The organism is Salicibibacter halophilus, from assembly GCF_006740705.1.
GTDB classification, from domain to species: Bacteria; Bacillota; Bacilli; order Bacillales; family Marinococcaceae; genus Salicibibacter; species Salicibibacter halophilus.
Genome location: NZ_CP035485.1, coordinates 885230 through 901320 on the forward strand (window position 1 = coordinate 885230; position 16091 = coordinate 901320).

General features: G+C 43.6%; 14 protein-coding genes and 1 pseudogene. 2 read left to right on the forward strand and 13 right to left on the reverse strand.

Going from position 1 to position 16091, the window contains the following annotated elements; genetic code table 11:
* Window positions 1-60: 60 nt before the first annotated feature.
* The 13 genes and pseudogenes from EPH95_RS04305 to EPH95_RS04365 form a co-directional block, all read right to left on the reverse strand.
* On the reverse strand, window positions 61-465 hold the full coding sequence (locus tag EPH95_RS04305) for a MaoC/PaaZ C-terminal domain-containing protein (RefSeq protein WP_142087662.1): 405 nt from the start codon (window positions 463-465) through the stop codon (window positions 61-63).
* The gene (locus tag EPH95_RS04310) at window positions 462-911 is read right to left on the reverse strand and encodes a MaoC family dehydratase N-terminal domain-containing protein (RefSeq protein WP_142087663.1); all 450 of its coding nucleotides are present in this window, start codon (window positions 909-911) and stop codon (window positions 462-464) included. The genes EPH95_RS04305 and EPH95_RS04310 overlap by 4 nt, the downstream gene beginning before the upstream one ends.
* Window positions 912-925: 14 nt before the next feature.
* Window positions 926-1681, reverse strand: a complete 756-nt coding sequence (fabG, locus tag EPH95_RS04315; RefSeq protein ID WP_142087665.1) for a 3-oxoacyl-ACP reductase FabG — start codon at window positions 1679-1681, stop codon at window positions 926-928.
* A 31-nt stretch (window positions 1682-1712) separates the two neighbouring features.
* Window positions 1713-2888, reverse strand: coding sequence for an acyl-CoA dehydrogenase family protein (locus EPH95_RS04320; RefSeq protein WP_142087666.1), 1176 nt, complete (start codon window positions 2886-2888; stop codon window positions 1713-1715).
* A 20-nt stretch (window positions 2889-2908) separates the two neighbouring features.
* Window positions 2909-4072: a thiolase family protein gene (locus EPH95_RS04325; protein ID WP_142087668.1), complete on the reverse strand. Its 1164-nt coding sequence runs from the start codon at window positions 4070-4072 to the stop codon at window positions 2909-2911.
* 29 nt (window positions 4073-4101) lie between these two features.
* Window positions 4102-5316: an acyl-CoA dehydrogenase gene (locus EPH95_RS04330; protein WP_142087670.1), complete on the reverse strand. Its 1215-nt coding sequence runs from the start codon at window positions 5314-5316 to the stop codon at window positions 4102-4104.
* 361 nt (window positions 5317-5677) lie between these two features.
* The gene (locus EPH95_RS04335) at window positions 5678-6967 is read right to left on the reverse strand and encodes an ISL3 family transposase (protein WP_142087671.1); all 1290 of its coding nucleotides are present in this window, start codon (window positions 6965-6967) and stop codon (window positions 5678-5680) included.
* 124 nt (window positions 6968-7091) lie between these two features.
* Entirely contained in the window at window positions 7092-8714 is a 1623-nt protein-coding gene (locus tag EPH95_RS04340; protein WP_193557018.1) for a long-chain-fatty-acid--CoA ligase, read from the reverse strand.
* A gap of 363 nt (window positions 8715-9077) precedes the next feature.
* A complete protein-coding gene (locus tag EPH95_RS04345; protein WP_160141610.1) occupies window positions 9078-10364 on the reverse strand; it encodes a GntP family permease in 1287 nt (428 codons plus the stop codon).
* A gap of 247 nt (window positions 10365-10611) precedes the next feature.
* The gene (locus tag EPH95_RS04350; protein ID WP_142087674.1) at window positions 10612-12234 is read right to left on the reverse strand and encodes a long-chain-fatty-acid--CoA ligase; all 1623 of its coding nucleotides are present in this window, start codon (window positions 12232-12234) and stop codon (window positions 10612-10614) included.
* A gap of 177 nt (window positions 12235-12411) precedes the next feature.
* Window positions 12412-13794 (reverse strand): sigma-54 interaction domain-containing protein, encoded by a 1383-nt coding sequence (locus tag EPH95_RS04355; protein ID WP_160141611.1) that lies wholly within the window; start codon window positions 13792-13794, stop codon window positions 12412-12414.
* A 316-nt stretch (window positions 13795-14110) separates the two neighbouring features.
* Entirely contained in the window at window positions 14111-14506 is a 396-nt protein-coding gene (locus tag EPH95_RS04360; RefSeq protein ID WP_142087677.1) for a phosphotransferase, read from the reverse strand.
* Window positions 14507-14706: 200 nt separating this feature from the next.
* Window positions 14707-15285 (reverse strand): annotated as a pseudogene (locus EPH95_RS04365) (transposase); the annotation flags it as partial.
* A 58-nt stretch (window positions 15286-15343) separates the two neighbouring features.
* Here EPH95_RS04365 and tnpA point away from each other — a divergent pair.
* Window positions 15344-15694, forward strand: a complete 351-nt coding sequence (tnpA, locus tag EPH95_RS04370) for an IS66 family insertion sequence element accessory protein TnpA (RefSeq protein ID WP_227003902.1) — start codon at window positions 15344-15346, stop codon at window positions 15692-15694.
* Entirely contained in the window at window positions 15688-16041 is a 354-nt protein-coding gene (tnpB, locus tag EPH95_RS04375; protein ID WP_142087553.1) for an IS66 family insertion sequence element accessory protein TnpB, read from the forward strand. Before tnpA ends, tnpB begins: the two co-directional genes overlap by 7 nt.
* The last annotated feature ends 50 nt before the right edge of the window (window positions 16042-16091 follow it).

The following is a 16091-nucleotide window of genomic DNA, read 5'->3' on the forward strand; positions in this document are numbered from 1 at the left end:
CACCTCTTTCGATCATCAAAAGAGGGGCACCCATACAAAACGATGATGCCCTCTTCTTTCTTACGCATATAACGCAAAAACCACTGTCCCTTTCAGAACGGCTTCGTGTTTTTCGTTGCTTGCCAAAACATCGAGTATTACTTTGTCCGCTGTTTGCTCGCTCACTTCTGCATTAAGCGAAATCACGTCACCGAGGAAAACCATGCCTCGGAACCGAATTTGGTACGTTTCTATGAAACCTGCCTCATAATGAGGGGTGAAGAGTTTGGCAAGATTACCCATCGTCCACATGCCGTGGGCGATGATGCCGGGGAGCCCCGCTTTATCCGCTTCTTCATCAATCGTATGGATCGGGTTATAGTCGCCGGATGCGCCGGCATATTTAATTAAATCTAGACGAGAAACCGGAGAAAGGGTGACGGTTTCTAGCGTGTCACCGGTCTGTTTTTCTGCAATCGCACTCATGCTTCCATCCCCTTTCTGACCGCTTCGGTAATAATAATCACTTGTTCGGCACGAAAGACGCGTTTGCCGTTGCTGTCCTCACCGTTACTTTCGAGTGTAACAATCCCCATCGTTCCGCTTTTTCCCGCCTTTTCTTTGTAATCTTTCACTACCGCCCAGCAGTGAATATCTTCGCCAACGAAAAGCGGGCGTTCATAATGATAGATTTGTTCGCCGTGAATGAGGCCTTTATTTTCTAATGCAAATTCGGGAATTTCACCATAATCCAATACAATTGGAAATGTCGGTGGAGCGACGTTTTTCCCGTAACGGGACGCCTGCCCCGCCTTTTCATCAACGAAAATCGGTTGCGCATCATTGATGGCTTCAGCGAATTTTCGCATGGCGCCTCGCTCAATCGTGTTTCTCACTTTGTCTGAATGTTTGCCTATCATATGTTCAAGCATGATGTTCGTCCTCCTTATGCCATCGGTCCACCGGCGACGTATAAGACTTGCCCGTTCACAAACGAGGAATGTTTATCGGCAAAAAATGCTGCCGCGTTCGCGATGTCTTCCGGTTTGCCGCTACGTGCCACCGGGATGTTTGCCACGCTTGCTTCAACTAATTTTTCAAACGTGATACCGAGGCGTTCAGCCGTTGCCCTCGTCATGTCCGTTTCAATAAAACCCGGTGCAATAGCATTAGTGGTGATATTAAATTTCCCAAGTTCAATCGCCAATGTTTTTGTAAACCCTTGTAAGCCTGCTTTTGCCGTTGAATAGTTGGCCTGACCGCGATTACCTAACGCAACATTGGAAGATAGATTAATAATACGCCCGTATTTTTGTTTCACCATATATTCCTGTGCGACACTCGCGGCATTAAAGGATCCTTTCAAATGCACATCCATGACCGTTTGCCAATCATCTTCCGTCATTTTAAAAAGCATATTATCGCGGATAACACCGGCATTATTGACGAGAATATCGATAGAGCCGTACGCTTCATAGGCTTCTTTCATTGCACCTTCGACTTCATTGCGATTCGTTACGTCCGCTTTGATCGCTAAAACATCTTGGTCGGAAAAGTGCTCGCGCACCTCTGCCAAAGCTTCTTCGTTGACATCCATAACCGCCACTTTCGCACCGTCATTAACAAGACGCTCGGCAATGCTGCGACCGATGCCTCGGCTTCCCCCGGTCACAAATGCCGTTTGCCCGGAAAATTGTGTCATATGTTCCACTCCTATTTCTATATAGATTTATTTAAATGTATTGCCCCAATTTTACGTGCCCTTTTAATAAATTTCTGGAAATGATCAAGCGCTGGATTTCATCGGTGCCGTCATAGATTCTCCACAGCCGTGCTTCCCGGTACCAGCGTTCGATGGGCAGCTCTTTCGTGTAGCCCATGCCGCCATGAATTTGCATCACGCGATCGATGATGTCGTTTGCTTTGGTAGCGCCATACAGTTTTGCCATCGATGCCAGATGGCGATTGTCTTCGCCGTTGTCCAAGGTAAAGGCCGCATTCAAGACCAACCATTTGGCAGCTTCAATCTCGACCGCCGAGTCGGCGATTTGCCACTGTATCGCTTGGCGAGTAGCAATCGGCTTTCCGAATGTTTCTCGCTCCTGAGCGTAATCAATCGCCATATTGAGCAAGCGCTCAGAAGCGCCAACCGCTCCTGCTCCCACGCCCCATCGTGCGAAACCAATCCATTCCAAACCTAGGTCGTAACCGCGGTGCAACTCGCCTAAAATGTTTTCTTCCGGCACGCGTACTTGATCGAAAATAAGCGAAGCCGGCCCCCACTCACCCATCGTGTCAATATATTCAGATTTCCAGCCCATATCGCGTTCCGCGATGAAACAGGTGGTACCGTCTCGACCGTTACGCCCATGTGCTTCCTTGTCCGTGATCGCGATCACCATGACAAAGTCCGCTTCATTACCGCCGGTGATGAATGTTTTTTCGCCGTTTAGCACCCATTCATCGCCGTCTTTTTCAGCGGTCATTTTGATGTTTTGCGTATCAGAACCAGCGCCGGGTTCTGTCATGGCAAAACAAGATTTTTTCTCACCGTTGATCGTCGGCAACAAGTACTTTTCCTTTTGTTTTTCGTTACCGTAATACAAAATGTTATCGGCCGAACCACCGAATGTGAACGGGACGAACGTTTTCGATACTTCCATCATGACGATCGCGTACATGACCTGCCCGAGGTCAGCGCCCCCGTATTCTTCAGGTGTATTGATACCCCAGAAACCGGCATCTTTCGCTGTTTGTTGCAGTTCTTGCATTTTTTCTTCCGAAAGGCTCGGTTTCCCTTCCCGCTCATTGCGAAGTACATCATTTTCCAGTGGCATTAGTTCTTTTTCTACGAATTTACGGATGGTTGTTTGCACCATTTTTTGTTCTTCGGTTAAGCGTAAGTGCATGGTGATCTCTCCCCACTAAGTTACTCTTTTTCCACAGCGAGCGCGATTCCTTGCCCGCCGCCGATACAAGCGGTGACTAGTCCTTTCTTCTCCCCGCGGCGTTCGAGTTCATAGCATAATTTCGTCACAAGCATGCTGCCGGTAGCAGCAATCGGATGACCGTGGGCAATGGCTCCTCCGTTTACATTGACTTTGTCCATATTAAAGGAAAGTTCCCGGTCACATGCGAGCACCTGTGCGGCAAACGCTTCGTTGATCTCTATTAAATCAAAATCATCGAGTTGATCGCCGGTTTTTTCAAGCAATTTTTTTACCGCCGGGACAGGACCAATGCCCATAATGTTCGGATCAACACCCGCGACAGTTGATGCTTTGACCGTCGCCAAGGGCTTTAGCCCGCGTTTCTTGGCTTCAGTCCCGGACATCAACACCAATGCCGACGCTCCGTCGTTAATCCCGGAGGAGCTGCCGGCGGTAACGCTGCCATCTTTTTTGAACACCGCCGGGAGCTTGGCCAGATCTTCTTTCGTCACGTCCGGACGCGGATGCTCGTCTTGGTCAAACGTTACGGTGCCTTTCCTCGTTTTCACTTCAATGGGCACGATTTGATCTTTGAAATAGCCTTTATCGATCGCATCCGCCATACGTTCCTGACTTCTTAAGGCGAAGGCATCCTGTTCCTCGCGGCTCACTTCATATTGATCAGCCAGGTTCTCTGCCGTAATCCCCATCGGCGGGTCACCGATTTCATCGGGCGATAGTGTAGGGTTGATAAACTTCGGCGGTCGAAGATCATATGCTTTTTCTTGAACCGCCATTAGATGCGGACTGCGTGTCATGCTTTCGGTGCCGCCGGCAACGACCACATCAGCGTTACCGGCGATAATTTTCTCGGCAGCAAGGGCGACGCTATTGATGCCGGAACCGCATTGACGATCAATCGTAAGCCCGGGAATATCCACCGGCAACCCCGCTTCAAGAAGCGACACGCGCGCGATGTTCCCGCCCCCGCTCAAACAGTTACCGAAAATCACATCTTCTACAGTTTCATGTTCAACATCAGCTCTTTTCATCGCTTCACTTATAACTTCTCCTCCGTACACGGCCGGGTCGACGGAAGCAAGTGCCCCGCCTTTTTTCGCGATGGCTGTCCGTACGGCAGAAACGATCACTACATCTTCCATGTTTACATCAACCTTTTCATAAATGATTTTTAAGCATTCGAATATTTTTTAAGTTCCAATTTTGCAATTTGTCTGCGATGGACTTCATCAGGACCGTCTGCAAGCCGTAATGTTCTGGCATTTGCCCATTGATGGGCGATTGTATGATCAGCGCTAACGCCGGCACCGCCAAATGCCTGAATGGCTCGATCAATCACTCGTAATGCCATATTCGGTGCAACTACTTTAATCATGGCAATTTCAGATTTTGCTTCTTTATTTCCAACCGTATCCATCATATAAGCGGCCTTCAATGTCAATAAGCGAGCTTGCTCAATATCCATTCGTGATTCCGCAATCCACTCTTGCACGACGCCTTGTTCTGCCACTTTTTTGCCGAACGTTTCTCTTTCTTGCACTCGATTGCATAGCTCTTCAAGTGCCCGCTCTGCTGCCCCAATCAATCGCATACAGTGATGAATTCGGCCGGGCCCTAGACGCCCTTGTGCAATGGCAAACCCTTTTCCTTCATCCCAAAGCATATGATCGGCCGGCACTCTTACATTGTCATAAACGATTTCCGCGTGGCCGTGTGGCGCATCATCATAGCCAAAAACCGGAGTCGTTCTCTCTATTTTCACTCCCGGTGTATCCAACGGCACGAGAATCATCGATTGCTGTTCATGTTTGGCTGCATTCGGGTCGTTTTTCCCCATGACAATCGCTATTTTACAACGAGGGTCTCCTGCTCCGGATGACCACCATTTTCGGCCGTTGATGACATATTCATTGCCTTCTCTTTTAATGCTCGTTTTGATGTTTGTAGCGTCGCTGGAAGCCACATCAGGTTCTGTCATGGAAAAACATGATCGAATTTTGCCCTCGAGTAAAGGATCTAGCCATTGTTTTTTTTGTTCCTCGGAACCATATCGGACCAAAACTTCCATATTTCCTGTGTCCGGGGCACTACAGTTAAACACTTCGGGACCAATCATAGATCGTCCCATTATTTCACAAAGAGGCGCATATTCAAGATTGGATAAACCGGCTCCGTAGTCACTTTCCGGCAAAAAAAGATTCCATAATCCTTTTTCTCTTGCTTTCTCTTTTAATTCATCCATGATTGGAGGAACTGAAGACCACCGGGTTTCTTGCTGATTCAACTGTTCTTCGTATACTTTTTCATTCGGATAAACGTAAGTCTCCATAAACTCATTCACTTGTTTTTGTAAATCAATGACCTTTTCCGAATACTGAAATTGCATTGCTGTATCCCCTTTCAATATTATACTGACCGATTAGTATGTTTTGATTCTTTTATAATATTACATCAAACATATATTGTTTTCAATAATCTTTATTTTAAATTTAATTTTTAATATTTAGTTACTAATAGTCCAATAATATCCTGAACCAAAACAATTTTTACTTTTTGTTCCTACCATCCTTAAATAGATCCTTCGGTGAACCTTTTCATATCGATGCAATCAAAGATTTTTATATCATGTTGTTCTCCTCCTTTCCATAGTTAAAATTTTGGTTCTATCACAAATCACGGGATGGATGACAATATTCGACAATGAAGTCCCGCACCTTGCTTTATAGAGCGAATTTTGTCGATAATCCTTAGGCTGCCGGTGGGTATTCTTCTTGATGGATTCTTTGTTCACACCGAGCTTGATATTTTCTCCATTTAAGGATCGCCTCTTTTTCTTCCTTCACCTGCATCCGAGCTTGAAGAGAGAATAACGAATAGCCAAACCCTTGTTGATTCATCGTGCGGAGTTGGTTGTTCTTCCCTTCGGTTTTGGCATTGGATATACGATAGTAAAATCGATGGAGAATTTCCGGCAACCAATTCCAAATAGTCTTGAGAAGATCATCGAATGGCTCCAGGGAAGAGGCGATGACCTCTTTTTCCCACGCCACTAAATGATCCAATGCTTCTTCCAGATCATTGCATTGATACAATTGGCGAAGTTTTTGATGCAGGCGCATGGCTTGAGCTAACGTCGGTGATGTTGTCTCCCAATGCTTCAGACGTTCTTGTTGTTCCGGGGTTAATTCTTCCGTTCGTTCAGCAAACAAGTCTTTGTCTTCTTTTAATGCCACCCGTTCTTCTTTGGTCAAAACATGTTGGACGCTTTTTCGCACATCGTCCAAGGCACGCGTCGAAGCTTGGATGACATGGAAGGCATCAATGACCACGATCGCTTGAGGGAGGGCGGCCTTAATCGCTGTCTGATAAGGCCTCCACATATCGATCGCAACCGCAATCACTTGTTCAGGTTGAGACAATTGGTTGAAAAGATCCATGACAGCTTCTTTGCGACGACTTTCATGTAACTCGAATAACTGGGGCCGCCATGGTACCGAGAGATCGTACATGACCAACCGATACTTGCCTTTTCCTTTGGCCAAACTGATTTCATCAAGGCCGATGAGTGCGGGGGTGGATCGATCCGAAATAGCTGGATGCTCTCCATGACATGCGCGTGCATGGACCCCAATAGTTTGACCACTGCGATCAAAGGCTTCTCCTACCGATTTGAAGGTGCGGTCGGCCGTTGCAAATATCAGTGATTGCTTGGCTATCACCGACATTCGTTGATATGGTTTGAGCCAAGGTAATGGCTCCATAAACGTACGACAACAGGCATCACATATAAATCGACGATGGCTGAAATGATCAAAGATCGGCGTATCGTTGTGAGCGCCTGCAACCACTTGCTTCATGTGATGCTCATGCACTCGGGTTGTCCAGTACCCACAATCCGGACAACGTGTGCCTTCATTCAGTAACTGAAGGTAGCGATATAATCCTGGGTTCGGATAACCAAATGGAATTTCTTCTTGATGGATAATGGCAAAAGGGACTTCTTTACATTCATGGACCATGGTATAATGGTTAAGCATCCAAATCACCTTTCGTATGGGTTTTGTGGGTACTTATCCATTTCGACAGGTGATTTGGATTTTCCTGTTTTATCGGGTGTCGATTCATGTCCCCCGTAAATTGTTACTGAACCAAAATTTTTTACTATGAGGATTGAGTTTGATTTTGTTCTTCTCTTAGGGAGCGGCGCAAAGTTTTCCCAACGTTTGATTTAGGCAGCTCCTCACGAAACTCGACGAAACGCGGAACTTTAAATGCAGCCAAATACTTGCGGCTATGTGCAATAACCTCCTGTTCAGTGATCGACGCTCCTTCCCTAAGCACAATAAAAGCTTTAACCGTTTCTCCACGGTAATCATCGGCTACTCCGATGACGGCTACTTCCAAAACCGCCGCATGCTCATTGAGGACCTCTTCCACTTCCCGGGGATAAACATTATAGCCGCTGGCAATAATCATATCTTTTTTACGATCAGCGATATATACGTAACCTTCATCATCCATGTACGCCATATCGCCGGTATACAACCAGCCGTCGCGTAGCGACTGTTGCGTTTCTTCCGGCTTATTCCAATAACCTTTCATTACCTGGGGCCCGCGAATAATTACCTCACCAATTTCACCTGTTGGCATAACCTTCTGTCCAGTATGAGTATCCACGATTTTATAGTCTGTTGATGGTAAACCAATACCGACACTGCCTTGCTTTCGTTCGGCAAACAACGGATTGGCATGAGTTGATGGTGCCGTTTCGGAAAGTCCATAACCATCCAAAATTTTAGCGCCTGTCTTTTGTTCAAATTCTTTCATACGCTCAACGGGCATGGGCGCGCTACCGCTAATACATATCCGAATGCTGTCCAAACCGTATTTTTCAGCTTCAGGGTGCGTTAACAAACTGATATACATGGTCGGTACTCCAGGGAACATGGTCGGCTTTTTTTCTTTAATCGTCTCTAATACGTCCTGAACATCAAACCTAGGCAGCATAATATTGGTCGCCCCTAGAAAAACGGCCAGATTCATGCCGTTCGACATCCCATAAACATGGAATAAAGGAATGACTGTTAGCAGTCGCTCACGACCAAAAGATAAGTCTTCCTTGAAATATTCATATATTTGCACGAGATTAGCCATCAAGTTCTGGTGAGTAAGCATGACCCCTTTGGAACGCCCTGTTGTTCCTCCTGTATATTGCAAGACAGCGACATCTTCTGCGGGATCAATGGCTACCTGTGATACCTCCTGTTCACCACCTTTCTGCAGGAACTCATCGAACGTGACCGCTGGTTCATAGGACGTGTCTTTAGCTAGCAGGCTGACGACGATGACATTTTTCACCTTAGTTAGGTTTTGAACCGCTTTCATTTTTGGGTATAGGTCATCCAGGACCACGATCGTTTCCGCACCGGAGTCATTCAAAATATAGGTTAATTCCCTTTCGGTTAGCATAGGGTTGATCTGAGTAACAATGCCTCCTGCCATCAATGTACCGTAGCAAGCGATGACGTACTGGGGACAGTTGGGCAACATAATCGCTATGCGATCTCCTTTTTGTATGCTTACTCCTTGTAACCCGGAAGCAAATGAGGAGATCATCGCACCCAATTCTTCATATGTTAGCTCCTGTCCTTGAAAAGAGAGAGCAACATGTTGCGCGTACGTTTCAACCTTTTCTAATAACATTTGCGGTAAACTATGATGAGGAACATCAATCTGTTGTTTTACATTTTGCGGATATACATCCAACCAAGGTTTACCATTCACCTTTATTGACACCTCCCTAATGAAAACATCTTGATAGTTCACTTTCTTTGGTTATTTACTAATAATGCAAATTGTATGCCAGTTCATTTAACCCGGAAGAACGGCGGACGAATATGGGCAGGTGCATTTATGCACACAAATCCGGTGCATAAATGCAATTTAAGGATTTTGTGGTGTGATTTTACACTGTTCGTTACTATATTTCGTCAATTCTTCGTGATACGTAATTTTTATAAGGCGATTCTTTTTATTTCATCGGCTTCACACAACTTTACGATAGTACAGCCAAAACCCTTCCTGCGTTGAGTTATGGCTGTTTTGTCAATGTAACTGCAAAATAGATAGAGACTTACTGAACAACCTTTAATAGAAGAATATTGCCGGGATAAGAGCAACAGCTAATGCAATTAAAGGACCTACTACACACATCCAAAAAACGGGCATGTAACTCACTCTATGAGTGGTGCCGCTTACAGTCAACAATGTAACTACAGCTCCACTATGTGGGAGTGAATCTAAACCGCCGGAACTTATGGCTCCAATTCTATGAAGCGCTTCAGAGTTAACATGAGAATAGTCATCTGCCAAAGTTTCTAACGCTATACCTAATCCTCCGGAAGCTGAACCAGTAATTCCAACCATTACGTTAATGGCTACTGCGAATGAAATGAGTGGATGTCCCGGGAAATCCAAAAGTGCAGCCCGCATAACTTCAAATCCTTGTGTACTTGCAACAACTCCTCCAAACCCAACAACAGCGCATGTATTTAAAATTGGCGCAGCTACATTCATGGCTCCAGTATTGAATGTTTGAAGCGGTTGCTCCAAATATATATAAAAGAGAACGAGTGCAGCAATTACAGACAGCGCTAAAGATAATTCTATATTTAGTTGAACAATATTTATAAGTATTAACAACAACGCAGACGGGAAGATGCTAATAATAAACTTCGGATAATGATTCTTTTCTTCGGTATCTGCCGAAACATTGCCTTTAGTTTCCTCATAACCTATATTCTTTTTTTGATATTTTTTGTCTTCCCTATTTAACCACCAAAGTCCAAAAGGGATGACGACTGCCGTAGCTACTAACCCAATTAGAGCTCCTGAAGTAGGGCTAGTACCTAAATGCGTCATAGGTATAATATTTTGGATTTGGGGGGTTCCAGGCAACATTGTCATTGTAAATGTCGCGGCTCCTAAAGCAAATGATCCAATAAAAATAGGCCATGGGATATCCATTTCTTTAAATATTGGTCTTGCGATAGGCATTACTACGAAAATTGCTACAAATAAACTTACCCCTCCGTAGGTTAGAGCAGCGGTAATAATCATCGTTGCAGCAATCACAGCTAACCGACTTTTTTTTCCTATTACTTTCATAATACCTGCAGCAATACTAGCCGCTGCACCACTATCAGCTATCACTTTCCCAAAAATAGCACTAAATAAAAAGATTAAAAAGTAATCCTGAGCAAATCCTACAAAACTATCCATATAAGGCCCTGTAAGTGCTTCTACAATATCCATATTACTGGTGAGGGCTACTAAAACTGCGAGGACAGGTGTTACTAATAGGAGCCCAAAACCTTTGAATGCTAAAATAATAAGTAAAACTAGTGAGATAATAATTCCTATCAGACTTAACATAATTAATACCCCCTCTTCATTGTTGATTACCGTCAAGATGTGTTTGTGCGGGGCTTGGTTAGCTACATTCATCCTAGTTTCAATATAATGTTTAAATATGATTTGAAGTTTTCAGAATTAAAATTCATCTTTTCGATCCCAAGGTACGGCCGTATCCACAATGCGCCATGTTTGGCATTTAGGATCCGTTAGTAATGGCCGTTCTTTACTTGCTTCATTTCAGACTGTCCAACCTAGAAGAAATTGATCATTTTTTTGCAAGAGATTGATTTTGTTCGTCTCTCAAGGAACGACGCAAAGTTTTCCCAACGTTTGACTTAGGAAGCTCTTCTCTAAACTCAACGTAGTGTGGAGCTTTATAAGCAGCCAAATACTTGCGGCTATGTGCAATAATCTCCTGTTCGTTGGTCGACTCCCCTTCCCTAAGCACAATAAAGGCTTTGACCGTTTCTCCGCGGTAATCATCAACCACACCTACGACGGCTGCTTCCAATACAGCCGAATGCTCATAAAGCACCTCTTCTACTTCTCGTGGATAAACATTATAACCACTAGCAATAATCATATCTTTTTTACGATCGACGATATACAAATAGCCTTCCTCGTCCATGTGTCCAATATTACCGGTATATAACCAGCCATCACGCAATGCCTGTTGTGTTTCCTTAGGTTTGTTCCAATAGCCTTTCATCACCTGGGGACCATAAATGATAATCTCACCGGTATCTCCGTGGTTTATAATCTTTTGCCCAGTGTTAGTATCTACGATTTTATAATCCGTTGATGGTAAACCAATACCGACACTGCCTGTTTTACGTTCGGCAAACAACGGATTGACGTGCGTAGTCGGGGCCGTTTCGGAAAGTCCATAACCCTCCGCAATCATAGCACCAGTCTTTTGTTCAAATTCTTTCATAAGCTCAACGGGCATCGGCGCGCTACCGCTATTACATATCCGGATGCTGTCTAGACCATATTTATCAGCTTCGGGATGTGTTAATAAGCCGATATACATAGTCGGTACTCCAGGGAACATGGTCGGTTTCGATTGTTTGATCGTTTCTAATACATCCTGCAACTCAAACCTGGGCAGCATAATATTGGTCGCTCCGAGAAAGATTGCCAGATTCATACCGTTCGTCATCCCATAAACATGGAATAAAGGGATGACCGTTAACACACGCTCACGACCAAAAGATAATTCTTCGTTGAAAATTTCATAAATCTGTATAATATTAGCCATCAAGTTATTGTGGGTAAGCATAACCCCTTTGGAACGTCCTGTTGTTCCTCCTGTATATTGCAACACAGCGACATCTTCCGCGGGATCGATGGCTACCTGTGATACCTGATGAGCACCTCTATCCAGGAAATCATCGAACATGTAGGCTGGTTCATTATACGTGACTCTTGCCAACAGGTTCACGACAATGACATTTTTCAACTTCGTTTGGTTTTGAACCGCTTTCACTTTGTGGTATAAATCATCTTGCACAACGATCGTTTCTGCACCAGAGTCATTCAAAATATAAGTTAATTCCCTCTCAGTCAGCATAGGGTTGATCTGAGTAACAATGCCTCCAGCCAACAATATGCCGTAGTAAGCGATAACATACTGGGAAGAGTTGGGCAACATAATAGCTGCGCGATCTCCTTTTTGCACACCCTCTCCCTGTAACCCAGAGGCAAATGCCGTGACCATCGCACCCAACTGTTCATACGTAATCTCTTGACCTTGAAAAGAAAGAGCAATATGTTGCTCGTACTTTTCAATCTTTTCTAATAACATTTGTGGTAAACTTTGATGAGGAACATCAATCTGTTGTTTTACATTTTGCGGATACACATCCAACCATAATTTATCACTCATCGCCGACACCTCCGAACTTTTCATCTGACATTATAATAATGCAATTTATATACCAACATTTGAATTCCTGAAATTCAATAAGCGTCGGAAAACACCGGTTCATTTCTGCGTGTATTTGCGGTGCGAATATGCATCGATCGTTGTGTTTGGTGCGTTCCCGCGCCGTCTACTAGATCCTCATAAGTTGATATTATACTTTTTCATCTTTCTAACAATTGTAGAATGGTCCACTTCAAGATATCGGGCAGCTTTTCGAATGGTTCCATACTTTTGAATGGCCATGCTAATCATGTTCATTTCGGCTTCTTCACGAGCGTCCTTTAAGGGTTTAATGTTATCCAATGATGAAAAGTTGTGCTTTATTTTGAGCTCAGAGGGAATATGTGGAGGGGCAATAACATCTTCTTCCGTTATAATGACTAATCTTTCAATCATATTTTCCAATTGTCTTACATTTCCTGGCCAATGGTATTCCTGAAATAATTGTAACGTTTCCGGAGCAAATTTTTTCTCAACTTCGTGTTTTTTATTATGTTTTTGTAAAAAGTAATCGCATAATGGGAATATGTCATCTTTTCTTTCCTTTAAGGAAGGGACATTTATTGGGATTACATTTAATCGATAATAGAGGTCTTCTCGAAATTCACCCTGTTTCACAGACGCCAGTAAATCTTTATTCGTTGATGCAATGAATCTGACATTCAACGATATATCTTTAGTTCCACCTACTCGCGTAACTTTATTTGTCTGGATCACTCGCAATAGTTTCACTTGTAAGTTTAGCGGCATTTCTCCTATCTCGTCTAGAAGAACGGTTCCTCCATTAGCCTCTTCAAAAAAACCTTTTTTCGTTGCATCAGCACCGGTAAAAGCCCCTTTTTCATAACCAAACAATTCTGCTTCAATTAATTCCCGAGGTATCGCGCCACAATTAATTTGAATGTATGGCTTATCCTTACGAGGACTTAATTGTTGGATATTACTGGCTACGACTTCTTTTCCTACGCCTGACTCGCCAGTAATCAGAACCATTGCCTCAGTGTTTGCCACTTTCATTACTTTATCTTTCAACTGATTTGTGATATTGCTGTTCCCAATCCAGCCTTTTATACGTTTATCCCTATAGGATTCGCTATAAATGTTTATAGTGTTAGACGTACTATCATGAAGACGATTTAAATAGTTTAACGTTTTCAAATTATGATAATTCGCTGTAAAACAGATAATACTGCCACTCTCATCATAAATAGGTTTACTCGTAATAAAGATTTCCGGTCCTGTTCTTAATTTGTGTATCATCGTGATAGGTGCTTCAGACATCACTTTCGTGGATTGTTGAATAATTGATCCGTCATCTTCCATTTCTTTTGGCGTCTTCCCCACAATTTCTTCTAATGATGCCCCGGCAGTATTTGCAACTGCCTTATTAGCATAAATTATACGCCCATCAAGATCCGATAATAGGAAACCTTCATACATCTGGTCTATCGCTTCAATCAATTTATCATATTCAAAACCGAATTTTAACTTGTTTTTGTACACAATAAATCCACCTTTCATCGACCTTTGCCTCTCCTTAATATTATATAGGTCGCCTCTGTAAAGAGCAATTACTAACATATGTGAAGAAGAGCTTATCTATTGTTTAGAGGTAGCGAACAGGCTCGGTCATCATTACAAGCAGCGTGTCTATGCAAAAAACTCTATGCATGAAGAAGCATCGCTAATTTTTAGCGATGCCTTTCTTAAAAGTTTTAGTTTCGGTAATATCTAAACAGCTGTTCCAAAGTGCGTCAACGCTTGACTGACGAGTTTTTCTTCACTCTACCATCTTCACCTTTAGTCCTTGGTAATCTCTTAAAATATTAGGTTTGGTCTATAGTAATTTATTGCTCTTAGCTTCATTGCTAAGTTCAATTAAATTATTTATACCTTTATTTAACGACACAAAGCGTTTATCTTTTATCTCATTAATTTTCCAGCGGTAGTAAAGTTGTTGCAAAATACCGGCCAGTTTATAAAATCCAAATGCCAAATAAAAATTGATATTTGAAAAGTCTCTATTTGTTAGTTGACTATACCTTTCCAAAAATTCTCTTCTACTGTAAAATCCCGTTTTGTGGGTTACTGATGTGATCCCAAGCTCAGGATCGTTTTTCCCAATCCAATAAGCCAGTGTTGACCCAAGATCTGTATATGGATCACCGATTGTTGCCATTTCCCAATCAAAAATTGCGACAATTTTTTCCGGATCTTTATAATCAAACATCATATTCCTGAATTATTCATACCTCCAAGTAAAAGCGTGAACGAACATCCAAGCTAACGATTTTTCGGTTTGGTTAAAAAAATGAGGTGTGATGATTAGCATTGTGACGAAGTATAGCGTCAAGCGCTGAAAAATGCCCTTTTTGGGACATACGTCTCCCTTTGTCTTGAAATGGCTTTTTAAAAAAGAGGAGCGATCACATGTCACTCTAGTCTTAGCCTTTGAATACGATTGAGCACATTCCAGAAAAAGGTTTCATAGACAAAGCTTGAAGATAATTTGAAATAAAGCGAACGCCCTGATTTCACCAATTTGCTTGCCACTTTAATGACCTTCGATCGTATGGTTTGGATTTGCATGCGTTTTTGTTCTTCCGGAAAACAAAGCGTGCGCAGCCAGTTCGTTAAATTGTACGCTAACAAGCTGAACATCATCCTGGCTTCGTTGGCCTGAAACGAATGGCTGCTCATTCGATCCAAGTCAAAACCATTTTTGGCTTCCTTAATATAATTCTCCATTGTTCCTCTTTTTTGATAGGAACGGACGATATCCTTGGGAGCGAAGGCATCGAATAGGTTTGTGGCAAAGAATGCATGCGTGAAAAACATTTCGCCGGCAGGACGAACCGATTGAATAATGACTTTTCGGGGCTTGGCCCATGATTTCGCTTGGTACTCGGTTTCCTCATAATAGCATTCGGTTTGTGTAACGTCAGATGGCGGCGTTGCCGGATGCAGTTCATCGGCTAGTCGTTGCAGGTTGGCGTTGGATTTCAAACGTAAGCGTCAAATAGAATACACATAGGAATCAAAAGTCATCCGTGCCATAATCGCCTTAGAAATGATTGCGGGAGGTTATGTGATGACGCTGAAAGACAAGAGAATCGAGTGGAAAGCTCGGTATGATGCCTGGAAAGAAAGCGGACAACGTGTGGCCGAATGGTGTCGTGAGCAGGACATCAACGTCAATCAAATGTATTATTGGGTCCAGCGATTCAAGGATGACAAGATATCATCGGAACCGGATTCAACCCAATGGCTGACGGTCCAAGTCGACGATGATGATCCTATACCTTCCGGAGGATCGGAACCTATCTTTATTCACTACGGTGCCATCTCCGTCGAAGTAAGGCCGGGCGCCCATGTTGGGTTATTATCCGATATCATTCATGTGTTGCGAAGCCAATGTTGAATGTATCATTCGAGCGCGTGTACCTGGCTCGGGGAAACACGGATCTTCGCAAATCGATCGACGGTCTGGCCGTTATTGTCCAACAATGCTTTGATCTCGATCCTTTTTCCCCTTGTCTGTTCGTGTTTTGTAATCGGAAACGTGACAAGTTGAAAATCCTGCAGTGGGAGCACAACGGCTTTTGGCTCCATTACCGCAGGTTGGAAAATGGCACATTCCATTGGCCATCGGAAACAGAAACGGCACCCATGACCATCAGTCCGCGCCAACTTCGGTGGCTGCTGGATGGTTTGCCCATCGAGCAGAGGCAGGCCCATCGGGAGGTCAAAGCGCGTACCATTCTATAGAACATTGAAATTTAGAAATACGGGCATTCGACTGGGCAAGTTGGATGCTT

Coding starts and splice junctions, on each gene's coding strand:
- EPH95_RS04305 (WP_142087662.1), bottom strand. CDS start 465: ATGAGTGCGATTGCAGAAAAACAGACCGGTGACACGCTAGAAACCGTC.
- EPH95_RS04310 (WP_142087663.1), bottom strand. CDS start 911: ATGCTTGAACATATGATAGGCAAACATTCAGACAAAGTGAGAAACACG.
- fabG (WP_142087665.1), bottom strand. CDS start 1,681: ATGACACAATTTTCCGGGCAAACGGCATTTGTGACCGGGGGAAGCCGA.
- EPH95_RS04320 (WP_142087666.1), bottom strand. CDS start 2,888: ATGCACTTACGCTTAACCGAAGAACAAAAAATGGTGCAAACAACCATC.
- EPH95_RS04325 (WP_142087668.1), bottom strand. CDS start 4,072: ATGGAAGATGTAGTGATCGTTTCTGCCGTACGGACAGCCATCGCGAAA.
- EPH95_RS04330 (WP_142087670.1), bottom strand. CDS start 5,316: ATGCAATTTCAGTATTCGGAAAAGGTCATTGATTTACAAAAACAAGTG.
- EPH95_RS04335 (WP_142087671.1), bottom strand. CDS start 6,967: ATGCTTAACCATTATACCATGGTCCATGAATGTAAAGAAGTCCCTTTT.
- EPH95_RS04345 (WP_160141610.1), bottom strand. CDS start 10,364: ATGTTAAGTCTGATAGGAATTATTATCTCACTAGTTTTACTTATTATT.
- EPH95_RS04350 (WP_142087674.1), bottom strand. CDS start 12,234: ATGAGTGATAAATTATGGTTGGATGTGTATCCGCAAAATGTAAAACAA.
- EPH95_RS04355 (WP_160141611.1), bottom strand. CDS start 13,794: ATGAAAGGTGGATTTATTGTGTACAAAAACAAGTTAAAATTCGGTTTT.
- EPH95_RS04360 (WP_142087677.1), bottom strand. CDS start 14,506: ATGATGTTTGATTATAAAGATCCGGAAAAAATTGTCGCAATTTTTGAT.
- tnpA (WP_227003902.1), top strand. CDS start 15,344: ATGATTGCGGGAGGTTATGTGATGACGCTGAAAGACAAGAGAATCGAG.
- tnpB (WP_142087553.1), top strand. CDS start 15,688: ATGTTGAATGTATCATTCGAGCGCGTGTACCTGGCTCGGGGAAACACG.